Source organism: uncultured Algibacter sp., assembly GCF_947490405.1.
Classification (GTDB): Bacteria; Bacteroidota; Bacteroidia; order Flavobacteriales; family Flavobacteriaceae; genus Algibacter_B.
This window is the reverse complement of the sequence record NZ_CANLGU010000002.1, coordinates 432274-445960: the sequence shown is the minus strand read 5'-3', so window position 1 is coordinate 445960 and position 13687 is coordinate 432274. Positions and strand designations below refer to the sequence as shown.

Genomic DNA, 13687 nt, shown 5'->3' with positions numbered 1-13687 from the left:
ATTTTAATTTTTGGTGTTAAAAACAGCGTCAATAACACGTCTTTGTCTTCTTTTATCTCGTGTACTCGATCCCGGTGCAGGAACAGAACTAAACGCCCTAGAGCAAACCTCAAGCTTTACTAAATTCATACGTTGTAACATATAGCTCCAAGCACCCATATTTTCTGGTTCTTCTTGAGCCCAAACATAATTTTCAACGTTTGGATATCTATCAATTATTTCTTGAATTTTTTCAAGATGAAGTGGAAATAGTTGCTCAATTCTTACTAATGCAACATCTTCTCTATTCAAATCTTCTCTTTCTGCTAACAGTTCATAATAAAATTTACCTGTGCATAATACTAATTTCTTAACCTTTTCTGGGTTAATAGAATCATCGATAACTTCTTGGAATTGTCCAGTTGCTAAGTCGTTTATTGTAGAAACAGCCTTTGGATGACGCAATAGACTTTTAGGTGTAAAAACCACTAAAGGTTTCCTGAAATCACGTTTCATTTGACGGCGTAACAAGTGGAAAAAGTTGGCTGGTGTAGTACAATCTGCTACTATCATATTATCCTTACCACAAAGTTGTAAATACCGTTCCATTCTTGCAGAAGAATGCTCAGACCCTTGCCCCTCATATCCATGAGGTAATAGAACTACGATACCGTTTTGAGACTTCCATTTATCTTCAGCAGCCGATAAATACTGATCGAAAATAATTTGTGCACCGTTACTAAAATCTCCAAACTGTGCTTCCCAAATAGTAAGCGTATTTGGATTTGCCATGGCGTAACCATAATCAAAACCTAAAACTCCATATTCTGATAAAAACGAATTGAAAATTGACATTTCGCCCTTATTATTTGGATTTGTATTTAACAGATTTATACGTTCTTCGGAAATTTCATCACGTAAAATAGCATGTCTATGACTAAATGTTCCGCGTTCTACATCCTGTCCAGATATACGTACATTAAAACCTTCTTCCATTAAACTTCCATAAGCCAAAGTCTCTGCCATACCCCAATCTAAAGTATCAGTTTCAAAAACCATTTTAGCTCGTCCTTGAAGTATTCTTTCTGCCTTACGCAAAAACTTAACACCATCAGGCACTGTAGAAACTACTTTAGAAATGTGTTTAAGATTATCTTCAGAATAGGTTGTATCTTCCGTTTTAAGCATAGCATCGACACCCTTGCGCTCAAAGCCTTTCCAACGCTCTTGCATAAATTCCCTAACCTTTGAAGATTCTGCCTCTTTTGATTTCGAATATTCTCTTTCTAAAGTTTCTTTGAATTCTTTTATAATTTTATCCGAATACACTTTATCAATAGTGTTTTCAGAAATCAGTTTATCAGAATATATTTTGAAAGGATTCGAATGTTTCGAAATATTCTTATAAAGTTTGGGTTGAGTAAACCTTGGTTCATCTCCTTCATTATGTCCATACTTTCTATAACCTAACAAGTCTATATACACATCTTTTTTATAACGCATTCTATATTCCAAAGCCATTTCAACAGCATGAACAACTGCTTCGGCATCATCTGCATTTACATGCATTACAGGAGACAATGTAACTTTAGCCACATCAGTACAGTATGTACTTGAACGAGCATCTAGATAATTTGTGGTAAATCCAATCTGATTGTTAACTACAATATGAATGGTTCCCCCCGTTTTATATCCATTTAACTGACTCATTTGTGCTACTTCATAAACAACACCTTGTCCAGCAACTGCAGCATCTCCATGTACAATTATTGGAATAATTTTAGAGTCATCACCATCATAATCATTATCTATTTTTGCTCGCGTAATGCCCTCAGCAACTGGAGCAACTGTTTCCAAATGTGATGGGTTTGGAACCAGATTCATTTTAATATTTTTACCGTTTTGGTATGTTTTATCTAGTGTTAAACCTAAATGATATTTAACGTCTCCATCAATATTTTCATCTTCAAAATCCTTTCCATCAAATTCACTAAACAATTCATTTAAAGGCTTTCTAAAAATATTTACTAGAGTACTTAAACGCCCCCTATGGGCCATCCCTAAAACACATTCTTTTACACCATACTTTTCAACAGCATAAAACAACACATTACTAATTGCTGGAATTAGAGACTCGCCACCTTCCAGAGAAAATCGTTTTTGCCCAACATATTTAGTTTGCAAAAAATTTTCGAAATGAACCGCTTGGTTTAATTTAGATAAAATGTATTTCTTAGTTTCTGGCGAATAATTAGGGTGATTATCATTCTCATTTAATTGTTCTTGCCACCACTTAATTACTTCAGGATTTCGTAAATACATATATTCCACCCCAATGGATGCACAATAAATACGCTCTAAATGTGCTATAATTTCTCGTAGCGATTTGGCTCCTACTCCAAGAATATCACCTGCATTAAAAACAGTATCTAAATCCCTTTCAGAGAGTCCAAAATTACTAATATCTAAAGTTGGTGTATACGTTCTACGTTCTCTTACAGGGTTGGTATCTGTAAATAAATGTCCACGGATTCTGTAGCCATCAATTAACTTAACAACGTTAAACTCTTTTTGAACGTGTTCTGGGATTTGAGTAGAAACACCTTCGATAATCTCTCCATCTAAACCATAATTTTCACTTCCAAAATCATAGCCTTGAAAAAAAGCTCTCCAACTTGGCTCAACGGCGTCTGGGTTTTCTAGATATTGCTCGTATAAATCAGCAAAATATGCTGTGTGTGCTGCGTTTAAAAATGAAAATTTATCCATTATTGCTTTTAATCCCCTAATAGGTTAGTCAAAATATTTTTCAAAAATACAACTTTTACTAAAATTAGATGTTTCTTTAACTATATTTATAACTGATATTATGCTTTTAAATAATCTCTCTAAATTATTGTTAATTTTTTATCAAAATCTCATAAAAATGAAACCATTTTCTCAAACCTTAAATAATACTCTTTTTATATGCATCATCATTGTGTTTTCATTTCAAGAAAACGTTGCTCAAGAACAGAAAAGTGATTTCTGGAAAAATGTAAGATACGGTGGCGGACTAGGTTTAAATTTTGGCGACGGATTTTTCAGTGCTACAATTGCACCAAGTGCTATTTATGAATTTGATCAGAATTTTGCCGTTGGTATTGGCTTAAATGCAACATTTAATAATCGAAAAAACCTATATAAATCTACAATTTTAGGCGGTAGTTTAATAGGACTCTACAATATTGTTAGAGAATTGCAAATTTCTACAGAATTTGAACAACTAAATGTTAACAGGCGTTTTAATGTAAATACAAATTTTGAGGATGACAACTACTGGATTCCAGCTTTATATATGGGTATAGGTTACAGAAGTGGCAATGTTACTTTTGGTGTCAGATATGATGTATTATACGATGATGAAAGAAGTATTTATGCAGACCCTTGGGCACCTTTTGTTAGGTTTTTCTTTTAACTAAACAATAAAATAAAGACTTGACTAATTTCAGTTCTTTCAGATAAACCTATGAATATTTTTGTTTAAACCACACCTTCTGCCATTCACGCTTCAAAATTAAAAAACTAACATCTTCTGATAGTTTTAAAGTGTCTTCGCCATCTAGAGCCTTAACTTGTTTTTCTGAAACATCAATAATGTATAGTAAATTAAGATACTCTGCAAACTTCTCTTGAATGAGTTTATAAACGGTTTCATGCAGTATGAGTTTTAAACTTGAAGGTAAAACATCTTCATGAAAATCTAAATCGATATTAGCTAGCAAAAAATCTTTATTAAGTTGGAAGATTAATTTCTTGTACAAATCTAACTCAGTAGCCTGCTCAATTAAATTTTCAAAAGTTTTTGGTAATTGCATTATACTGTTCTGTTCATCAGGTTCGTTCCAAAAGCTTTGAGTAAAGCTTTTTTGTCCTCAGAAATATTTAACAATTCCAATTCAGAAAACGCTCTATTAGTATAATCTTGAATAGCTTGTTTGGTAGCATCAGCAGAACCAGAAGTTTTAAAAAATTGTTTTGCAAGTTCTACTTTAGAGTCTACATGTTCAGGGTTAAAAGAAAACAACTCAATCAAACTAGCACCGTCTTTTTCGTTGGAAAACTCTAAAGCTTTCAAGTACAAATAGGTTTTTTTGTTTTCAATGATGTCTCCACCTACTTGCTTTCCAAACGTTTTTGGATTACCAAAAGCATCTAAATAATCATCTTGTAATTGAAAAGCAATACCTAAGTTTCTTCCAAATTCATAAATATTATTTTGATCTTCACTCGAAGCTCCTGCGACAATAGCCCCCATTTTCATAGCAGCACCAACTAAAACAGCAGTTTTATATTCAATCATTTTTAAATACTCAGGTATAGTAACATCATTTCTAGTTTCAAAATCAACATCGTATTGCTGTCCCTCACAAACTTCAAGAGCCGTTTTACTAAATAATTTTGCTAAATCCCTAAAAGTATTTGACTCATAATTTTCAAACAATTGATAAGCCATTATAAGCATCGCATCACCAGAAAGAATCCCTGTGTTAAGATCCCATTTTTCATGGACAGTTTGCTCACCTCTTCGCAATGGTGCGTCATCCATTATATCATCGTGTACTAGTGAAAAATTATGAAATACTTCAATGCTTAATGCTGCATCTAATGCTTTTTTATGGTCACCTTCAAAAACATCTGTGGTCATTAAAGTTAAAACTGGACGTAAACGTTTTCCTCCTAAGCCTAAAATATAATCAATAGGATTGTATAGGTTTTTAGGTTCTTTTAAAGTTTGATAGCTATTTAAATAACCTATAAACTCTTCTTGATATTCTTGTATTGAAAGCATCAAACAAAAATAATGGAATTAATACGATATGTAAAAGCCATTATAAAAGTAATTAACAAAAATCTAAAAAATATGTCCCCAATTGTAAATCACAAAACGTTTATTAAGTAAAGTATATGTTAAATAATTATTAAAACTCAGGAAACTTTTTTTGTGTTTAAAGTTTCCTGAGTTATATTTGCACCGAAATATGAGAGAAAAAATTATACACAAAGCAGCAGAATTATTCCTTACACTTGGTTTCAAGAGTGTTACAATGGATGATATAGCACATGAAATGGGTATATCTAAAAAAACCATTTATGTGCACTTTGCAAATAAAACTAAACTTGTTGAAGCTGTTACTTTTGAGCTTTTTGAAACGATATGTGATGGTATTGACGGTATTTGCGAAAGTTCTAACAATCCCATTGAAGAACTTTACGATATTAAAATGTTTGTAATGCATCATCTTAAAAACGAAAAATCTTCACCCCAATTTCAGTTAAAAAAGTATTATCCAAAAATATACGAAATGCTAAAACTTAAACAGTTTGAAAAAATGCACGATTCTGTAAAAGACAGTTTGAAAAAAGGGGTAGATACTGAGTTATTTAGAGCCAACATTAACATCGATTTTATTTCTAGAATGTACTTTAATGGTATGACGGGTATAAAAGACAACTCTATTTTCCCGCAAGAACTATTTACTATGGATTACTTAATGGAAAGCTATTTAGAATATCATTTAAGAGCTATTGTTACCGAAAAAGGTTTTGAAATATTAAACAAATTTATAACATCAAATCAATCATAAAATGAAGAAACAACTAATATTAGCTTTAAGTTTGTTATGCTTTGCGATTATGTTTTCACAAGAAAGCACACAAAGTTTCTCCTTACAAGAAGCTATCGATTATGCCTTAGAACACAATAGGACCGCAAAAAATGCGGAGCGAGACATAAAGGCAGCAAAAAAGCAAAAATGGGAAACCATAGCTAGTGGTTTACCGCAAATTGATGGCGTTATAAGCTACATCAACAATATTGAACGCCAATTTCCAGGAATAGATTTTGATGGTGATGGCGCTGTTGATATTGGTGCAAAACAAAACATAACGCCTACAATAACGTTAAGCCAACTTATTTTTGATGGGTCTTATTTAGTTGGTTTGCAATCTGCAAAAGTATTTCTAGAAATCTCTGAAAACGCTAAAGAAAAAACCGATTTAGAAATTAGAAAAGCTGTTATTAATGCTTATGGTAATGTATTATTAGCCGAGGAAAGTCTACAAATTCTACAACGTAATATTGATGTTCTTGAAAAGAACCTAAATGAAATTACTACAATTTACGAAAATGGTTTGGAAGAAGAAGAAAGTGTGGAACAACTGCAAATAACCTTATCTGGTTTAAAAAGCAACATGAATAACACAAAACGTTTAAAAGACTTATCGTACCAAATGCTAAACTTAACTTTAGGTTTAGATATAGATAGCAGCACTACTTTAACAGATAGCCTTTTAAATCTTACTGTTATTAATATGCAATTCGATTTATTAGATACCAGTAATGAAGTTGAAAGTACTATAGACTATAAAATTGCAAACAACAACAAAGTATCTAAAGAGTTATTAGTAAAACTAGAACAAAGTAGAGCTTTACCCACATTAAGTGGATTTGTTACAGGTTCATACATTGGAAACAATGAAAAATTTAGATTTTTAGATAACAGTCAGACTTGGGTCGGTACAGCTGCATTTGGTCTAAATTTAAATATCCCCATATTTGGTTCTGGTTTAAAATCTGCCAGAACACAGCGTGCAAAAATTAATTTAGAAAAAGCGAAAGACGATCTTACTGAAACCGAGCAAAAATTAAAACTTCAAATAGCATCTGCTAAAAGTGATTTCAAATTTGCCATAGAAGATTACGAAAATAAAAAGCAAAATTTAAACCTTGCTGAACGTATTGAAAAAAAGAATCAAACCAAGTTTTTTGAAGGCATCGCTTCAAGTTTCGATTTAAGGCAAGCACAAACTCAACTTTATAGTTCTCAACAAGAATTTTTACAAGCCATGCTTGATGTTATAAATAAAAAAGCTGAATTAGAAACCGTTTTAAACACCGTTAATAACTAAAATCAATCAAAATGAAATATATATATTCACTCGTATTAGCAACACTTTTTCTAACATCTTGTGGAAGTGATAAAAACAAATCTGTTGAAGATATTATTGCCACAAATGACTTAGAACTTATTAGAAAGAAGAAAACAGAGTTAGATGCCTCAGTTCAGGAAATTTCTACGCAATTAAAAGCATTAGAAAAGTCTATTAAAACCTTAGACCCTCAAGAAAAAATTCCTTTAATAACAACGTTTCCTGCTAAAAAAACAGTTTTCAATCACTTTGTTGAATTGCAAGGTAATGTTACCACTAAACAAAACTTGGTTATATATCCTGAGTTTTCTGGTGTGCTTTCTCGTGTTTATGTTAAAGAAGGCCAAAAAGTGAGCAAAGGTCAAATTTTAGCAAAAATTGATGATGGTGGTTTAAGTCAACAATTATCACAATTAAAAATTCAAGCAGATTTGGCTAAAACAACTTTCGAGCGTCAAGATCGCTTATGGAAACAAAAAATAGGTAGTGAAATTCAATATTTACAAGCAAAAGCAGCTTATGAATCTCAATTAGAAGCTACCAAACAATTACAGCAACAAGTAGGCAAAACAGTTGTTCGTGCACCATTTTCTGGATCTATAGATGATGTTATAACAGAACAAGGTAGCGTAGTTGCTCCTGGACAATCCATGTTATTTAGAATCGTAAATCTAGATGATATGTATATTGAAACTGACGTACCAGAACGTTACGTTTCAGACATCGTTAAAGGCAAAGAAGTAAAAGTAGAATTTCCAGTTTTAGGAAAAGAAGTTGATGCAAAAGTGCGTCAAGCTGGGAACTTTATAAATCCTGCAAATAGAACCTTTAAAGTTGAAGTAGCACTTCCTAATAAAGATATAGCAATAAAACCAAATCTTACGGCAAAACTTAAGATTAACGATTACACCAATCAAAATGCCATTTTAATTCCTCAGAGTATTATTTCTGAGAATGCAGAAGACCAACAATATGTTTATACCATTACAAATAAACAAGGCGAAAAAGCGAAGGTAAAACGCACTATCATCACCACTGGAAAAACACAAGGCGATGCTATTGAAGTGCTCTCAGGTATTACAAATGGAGATGAAATTATAGATGAAGGTGCACGAAGTGTAAAAGACGGTCAAGATGTGAAAATTTTGGATTTAGAAACCTCTAACGACTAAATACTACAACTAATGACTAAAAATAAAAAAAACAAAAAAGTAGACAAAGAGTTTGCTTTATCATCGTGGGCTATTAACAACAAAACAACCATGTATGTGTTGATAGCTGTAATATTGATACTTGGTACTAGCGCCTATTTTAGCATGCCAAGAGAAAATTTTCCAGAAATTAAAGAAACTAAAATCTACATAAGCTCTGTATACCCAGGAAATACAGCAGAAGATATTGAGAAACTAATTACTGACCCCATTGAAGACCAACTTAAAACAGTAAGTAATGTTGTAGAAATCACCTCAACATCGCAAGAAGACTACTCTATTGTAATTGTTGAATTTGATGAGAGTATTACTGTTGAAGCTGCAAAACAAAAAGTAAAAGACGAAGTAGATTCAGAAACCGCCAGTGAAGATTGGCCAACCTTTAACGGTGCGAAAGTAGAACCTAATGTGTTCGATTTAAGTATGTCTGAAGAAATTCCAATTCTTAATATCAATATCTCTGGAGATTATCCTGTAGATAAGTTAAAAGAATTTGGTGAGTATTTAGAAGATGAGATTGAAAGTCTACAAGAAATTAAGCAAGTAGATATTCGTGGTGCACAAGAAAAAGAGGTAGAAATAGCAGTAGACATCTATAAAATGATGGCAGCACAAGTAAGTTTTGATGACATAATTAACACGATTAGTCGCGAAAACATGACCATGTCTGCTGGAAACCTCATTACAAGTGGGCAACGACGTACTGTTAGAATTATTGGCGAAATTGAAACCCCTGAAGAACTAGAAAGTTTTGTTGTAAAATCAGAGAAAGGCAACCCCATTTACCTTCGTGATGTAGCACAAGTAAGTTTTAAAGACGAAGACAAAACCACGTATGCAAGAGAATTTGGGCATCCTGTAGTAATGCTTGATGTAAAAAAACGCGCTGGAAAAAACATGGTAGCCGCAGCAGAACAAATTCAAGTTATTGTGGATGATGCTATTGAAAACGTATTTCCTCCAGATCTTACGGTAACGGTTGCAAACGATCAATCTTCAAAAACCATCGGTCAGGTAGACGATTTGGTAAATAATATCATCTTCGGTATCATACTCGTTGTCACCGTTTTAATGTTTTTCTTAGGATTTAAAAACGCGCTATTTGTTGGGTTTGCTATTCCTATGTCCATGTTTATGTCTTTGATGATTTTAAATGTGATGGGATACACCATGAATACCATGATTCTCTTTGGATTAATCATGGGCCTTGGTATGTTAGTAGATAACGGTATTGTAGTGGTTGAAAACGTGTATCGTTTGATGACCGAAGAAGGTATGAGCCGTATTGAAGCTGCTAAAAAAGGGATTGGAGAAATTGCATTTCCAATTATTATTTCAACATTAACAACCGTGGCAGCTTTTGTACCACTTGGGCTTTGGCCTGGAGTTATGGGGCAGTTTATGATATATTTCCCAATTACCTTATCGGTAGTTTTAGGGTCTTCACTGTTCGTAGCCATCTTTTTCAACTCTGTATTAGTATCCCAATATATGACTACTGAGGATAAAGACATGCCTCTTCAAAATATCATTAAAATATCAGCCATAGTAGGCGGTATTGGTTTAGTAATTGCACTTTTTGGTGGAAGCTACAGAGGCCTTGGAACACTTATGATTGTTGTGGTTGTACTATTATGGATGTACCGTTTATTTCTACGTTCTTGGGCCAACGGATTTCAAAACAAGATTTTACCTAAGTGGGAACGTTTCTACGAAAGAGCACTAAGAGGGGCTCTAAAAGGTAGAAAACCAGGTATTATAGCTATTGGCACATTTGTTTTATTAATTATTGCGTTTATGGGCTTTGGCGCATCGGTTGGGAGCCAACGTACAAAAGTGGAATTCTTTCCAGACAATACACCAAATCAAATTATTGTTTATATAGAATACCCTGAAGGTACAGACATTAAGAAAACCAATGCCATTACAAAAGACATAGAAAAGCGTGTTTATAAAATTATAAACGAAGACGCCTATATGAAAGGCGACTTTAATTTCTTAACAGAAAGTGCGGTGTCTCAAGTTGGCGAAGGTGCAGGAAACCCACAAACTGATGGTGGTTCTGCTGCAGAAATGCCACATCGTGGAAAGATAACTGCCACCATGCGAGAATATAAATTTAGAGACGGTGCAGATAGTAACGTACTACTTAAAAAAGTACAAGAAGCGTTAAAAGGCATTTATCCTGGTGTTGCTATTTCTGTTGAAAAAGATGCTGTTGGGCCTCCTGCGGGTTATCCTATTAATTTAGAATTAGAAGGTGAAGATTACGGTGAACTAATTGCTACTGCCGAAAAAATGCGTGATTTTATCAATTCTAAAAATATTCAAGGTATTGATGAATTAAAGATTGATGTAAACAAATCTAAACCTTCGATGCAGGTTTTAGTAGATCGAAAAAAAGCAGGTGAATTAGGTGTAACTGCAGGACAAGTTGGTCAGCAATTACGTAATTCTATATTTGGAGCCAAAGCAGGTATTTATAAAAAGGATGGTGAAGATTATGATATCTATGTTCGTTTTAACGAAGAAAACCGATATAACACAAGTGCTATTTTCAATCAGAAAATCACATTTAGAGATATGGCTTCAGGGCAAATTAAGGAAATTCCAGTTTCTACAGTGGCTAAACAAAATAACAATTCTGGATTTAGCGCTATAAAACATCGTGATGTGCGTCGTGTAGTTACTTTGTATTCAGCATTAGCTCCAGGGTTTACTGATGCAGGTGCTATAGTTTCAAAAATTCAAAATGAGATGAATAGTTTTACCGAAAAACCAGATAGTGTAAAAGTAGATTACACAGGCCAAATTGAAGAACAGAATAAACAAATGGCGTTCTTAATGGGTGCATTTTTCTCTGGCTTAGGTTTAATCTTCTTTATTTTAATATTTCAATTTAACTCAGTATCTAAACCGGCTATTATCATGTTGGCCATTTTCTTAAGTTTAATTGGTGTATTTGGAGGTATTGTAATTACTGGAAGTGCCTTTGTAATTATGATGACCATGATGGGTATCATTTCGCTTGCGGGTATTGTAGTAAACAACGGTGTAGTTTTACTCGATTACACACAACTGTTGATAGATAGAAAAAAGGTGAAACTAGACATAGAAGACAACCACTATTTACAAACTAACGATTTAATTGAAGCTATTGTAAAAGGCGGTAAAGCGCGTTTGCGCCCCGTATTATTAACCGCCATCACAACAATTCTCGGGTTAATACCATTAGCCACAGGTTTAAATATCAACTTCTTTACCTTGTTTAGTGAATTTGATGCTAACATTTATGTTGGTGGCGATAACGTAATTTTCTGGGGGCCATTGGCTTGGACTGTTATTTACGGCTTATTCGTAGCTACCTTCCTTACGTTAATTGTCGTGCCTATTCTGTTTTTCTTAGCAACTAAATTTAAAATGTGGTTGTATAAAAATCGTGTGTCGACAAATGAAGAATTGATGACACAGGAAGTGTTTAATATGGATCAACGTTTGGACTAATTTAATAACAGCTCTTCGAAAATTTGTATTGGTATCCTCAAGAAATTTGTATTCTTGCCACTCAGATATTTTCTGACAGTTTAAACAACTTTTCATCTTTTAAGTTGTTTTAAAAAGATCCTTTTGTTCTTTGATCAGGAGGATTAGTTAATAGCGAAGAAAAGCCCTAACAATTGTTAGGGCTTTTTGATTAATAATTGCAGAAGTTACGTAAATTTGCACATCAAAATTTAACTATGTACAGAAGTCATAATTGCGGCGAATTAAGAGCAGCACATATCAATAGAGAAGTAACCTTAGCAGGATGGGTTCAGAAATCTAGAGATAAAGGTTTTATTGTTTGGGTAGATTTACGTGATCGATACGGTATAACGCAGTTAGTATTTGATGAAGAACGCACCTCTAAAGATTTAATTGAACAAGCACAAAACTTAGGTCGCGAGTTTGTTATTCAAGTTAAAGGAACTGTGATTGAGCGTGCTTCAAAAAACCCAAATATACCCACTGGAGATATTGAAATTTTAGTTTCAGAATTAACCATTCTAAACGAAGCAAAATTACCACCTTTTACTATTGAAGATAAAACAGACGGTGGTGAAGATTTAAGAATGAAATACCGTTACTTAGATATTCGTCGAAATCCTGTAAAAGAGAGTTTAATTTTTAGACATAAAGTTACTCAAGAAGTTAGAAATTATTTATCCAAAGAAGGTTTTATTGAAATTGAAACACCTTATCTGATAAAATCGACCCCCGAAGGTGCTCGCGATTTTGTAGTCCCATCAAGAATGAATGAGGGACAGTTTTATGCTTTACCACAATCACCTCAAACCTTCAAACAATTGTTGATGGTTGGTGGTATGGATAAATACTTCCAGATTGTAAAATGTTTTAGAGATGAAGATTTACGTGCTGATAGACAACCAGAATTTACACAAATTGATTGTGAAATGGCGTTTATTGAGCAAGAAGATATTTTAAATGCGTTTGAAGGATTAACACGTCATTTATTAAAAGAAGTAAACGGTATTGACGTTAATAAATTCCCTAGAATCTTATACGATGATGCCATGCGCTTGTATGGAAACGACAAACCAGACATTCGTTTTGGGATGGAGTTTGGTGAGTTAAATGAGGTTGCCCAACATAAAGATTTCAATGTATTTAATTCAGCAGAACTCGTAGTTGGTATTGCTGTTCCTGGAGGAAACACATATACCAGAAAAGAAATTGATAAATTAATTAACTGGGTGAAACGTCCACAAGTAGGGGCATTAGGCATGGTTTATTCCCGTTGTAATGATAATGGAACTTTTAAATCGTCTGTAGATAAATTCTACGATCAAGACGACTTAGCAAAATGGGCAGAGGTAACAGGAGCAAAACCAGGTGATTTAATTTGTGTGCTTTCTGGCAATATAAATAAAGTGCGTGCACAACTAAGTGCTTTACGTATGGAATTAGCAGAACGTTTAGGTTTGCGTAAACCTAATGAGTTTGCTCCGCTTTGGGTTATGGATTTTCCATTATTAGAATGGGATGAAGAAACAGAACGTTATCATGCCATGCATCACCCATTTACATCACCAAAACCAGGGCAATTAGAATTATTAAAAACAAACCCCGGAGCTGTAAAAGCCAATGCTTATGATTTAGTATTGAATGGTAATGAAATTGGTGGTGGCTCAATAAGAATTCATGATAAAGAAACGCAGTCTTTAATGTTTGATTATTTAGGTTTTACACCTGAAGAAGCTAAAGCACAATTCGGCTTCCTTATGGATGCCTTTCAATATGGTGCTCCGCCACATGGTGGTTTAGCCTTCGGACTAGATAGATTAGTTGCAATTTTAGGCGGTCAAGAAACCATAAGAGATTTTATTGCGTTTCCTAAAAACAACTCTGGTCGTGATGTGATGATAGATGCACCTGCTCCAATTGATGAAGAACAATTAACAGAATTAAGTTTAAAACTTAATCTAAAATCATAAAAATTAAATCCCGCTAGCGCGGGATTTTTT

Annotated in this window: 9 protein-coding genes; 6 read left to right on the top strand and 3 right to left on the bottom strand. The window is 33.6% G+C overall.

Features of this window, described 5'->3' with window-relative positions; genetic code table 11:
* Positions 1-3: 3 nt before the first annotated feature.
* The gene (locus tag Q0772_RS05920) at positions 4-2748 is read right to left on the bottom strand and encodes a 2-oxoglutarate dehydrogenase E1 component (protein WP_298341387.1); all 2745 of its coding nucleotides are present in this window, start codon (positions 2746-2748) and stop codon (positions 4-6) included.
* A 157-nt stretch (positions 2749-2905) separates the two neighbouring features.
* On the opposite strand from Q0772_RS05920, the gene Q0772_RS05915 reads away from it, so the two are divergent.
* The gene (locus tag Q0772_RS05915; protein WP_298341385.1) at positions 2906-3436 is read left to right on the top strand and encodes an alpha-ketoglutarate decarboxylase; all 531 of its coding nucleotides are present in this window, start codon (positions 2906-2908) and stop codon (positions 3434-3436) included.
* Positions 3437-3485: 49 nt separating this feature from the next.
* Here Q0772_RS05915 and Q0772_RS05910 read toward each other — a convergent pair whose 3' ends face one another.
* A complete protein-coding gene (locus Q0772_RS05910; RefSeq protein ID WP_298341380.1) occupies positions 3486-3836 on the bottom strand; it encodes a hypothetical protein in 351 nt (116 codons plus the stop codon).
* The gene (locus Q0772_RS05905; protein ID WP_298341377.1) at positions 3836-4810 is read right to left on the bottom strand and encodes a polyprenyl synthetase family protein; all 975 of its coding nucleotides are present in this window, start codon (positions 4808-4810) and stop codon (positions 3836-3838) included. Before Q0772_RS05905 ends, Q0772_RS05910 begins: the two co-directional genes overlap by 1 nt.
* Positions 4811-5000: 190 nt before the next feature.
* Between Q0772_RS05905 and Q0772_RS05900 the strand changes: the two genes are divergently transcribed.
* The 5 genes from Q0772_RS05900 to aspS all read left to right on the top strand — a co-directional run bounded on the left by Q0772_RS05900 (position 5001) and on the right by aspS (position 13657).
* Positions 5001-5606, top strand: a complete 606-nt coding sequence (locus Q0772_RS05900) for a TetR/AcrR family transcriptional regulator (protein ID WP_298341374.1) — start codon at positions 5001-5003, stop codon at positions 5604-5606.
* Between the two features lies 1 nt (position 5607).
* On the top strand, positions 5608-6930 hold the full coding sequence (locus Q0772_RS05895; RefSeq protein ID WP_298341372.1) for a TolC family protein: 1323 nt from the start codon (positions 5608-5610) through the stop codon (positions 6928-6930).
* Positions 6931-6941: 11 nt separating this feature from the next.
* On the top strand, positions 6942-8123 hold the full coding sequence (locus Q0772_RS05890; RefSeq protein ID WP_298341369.1) for an efflux RND transporter periplasmic adaptor subunit: 1182 nt from the start codon (positions 6942-6944) through the stop codon (positions 8121-8123).
* 12 nt (positions 8124-8135) lie between these two features.
* Entirely contained in the window at positions 8136-11666 is a 3531-nt protein-coding gene (locus Q0772_RS05885; RefSeq protein ID WP_298341366.1) for an efflux RND transporter permease subunit, read from the top strand.
* A gap of 236 nt (positions 11667-11902) precedes the next feature.
* The gene (gene aspS / locus Q0772_RS05880; RefSeq protein WP_298341362.1) at positions 11903-13657 is read left to right on the top strand and encodes an aspartate--tRNA ligase; all 1755 of its coding nucleotides are present in this window, start codon (positions 11903-11905) and stop codon (positions 13655-13657) included.
* Positions 13658-13687: the final 30 nt, after the last annotated feature.

Excerpts from the sequence above, each read along its gene's own strand:
- Q0772_RS05920 (WP_298341387.1), bottom strand. The coding sequence starts at position 2,748 with ATGGATAAATTTTCATTTTTAAACGCAGCACACACAGCATATTTTGCT.
- Q0772_RS05915 (WP_298341385.1), top strand. The coding sequence starts at position 2,906 with ATGAAACCATTTTCTCAAACCTTAAATAATACTCTTTTTATATGCATC.
- Q0772_RS05910 (WP_298341380.1), bottom strand. The coding sequence starts at position 3,836 with ATGCAATTACCAAAAACTTTTGAAAATTTAATTGAGCAGGCTACTGAG.
- Q0772_RS05905 (WP_298341377.1), bottom strand. The coding sequence starts at position 4,810 with ATGCTTTCAATACAAGAATATCAAGAAGAGTTTATAGGTTATTTAAAT.
- Q0772_RS05900 (WP_298341374.1), top strand. The coding sequence starts at position 5,001 with ATGAGAGAAAAAATTATACACAAAGCAGCAGAATTATTCCTTACACTT.
- Q0772_RS05895 (WP_298341372.1), top strand. The coding sequence starts at position 5,608 with ATGAAGAAACAACTAATATTAGCTTTAAGTTTGTTATGCTTTGCGATT.
- Q0772_RS05890 (WP_298341369.1), top strand. The coding sequence starts at position 6,942 with ATGAAATATATATATTCACTCGTATTAGCAACACTTTTTCTAACATCT.
- Q0772_RS05885 (WP_298341366.1), top strand. The coding sequence starts at position 8,136 with ATGACTAAAAATAAAAAAAACAAAAAAGTAGACAAAGAGTTTGCTTTA.
- aspS (WP_298341362.1), top strand. The coding sequence starts at position 11,903 with ATGTACAGAAGTCATAATTGCGGCGAATTAAGAGCAGCACATATCAAT.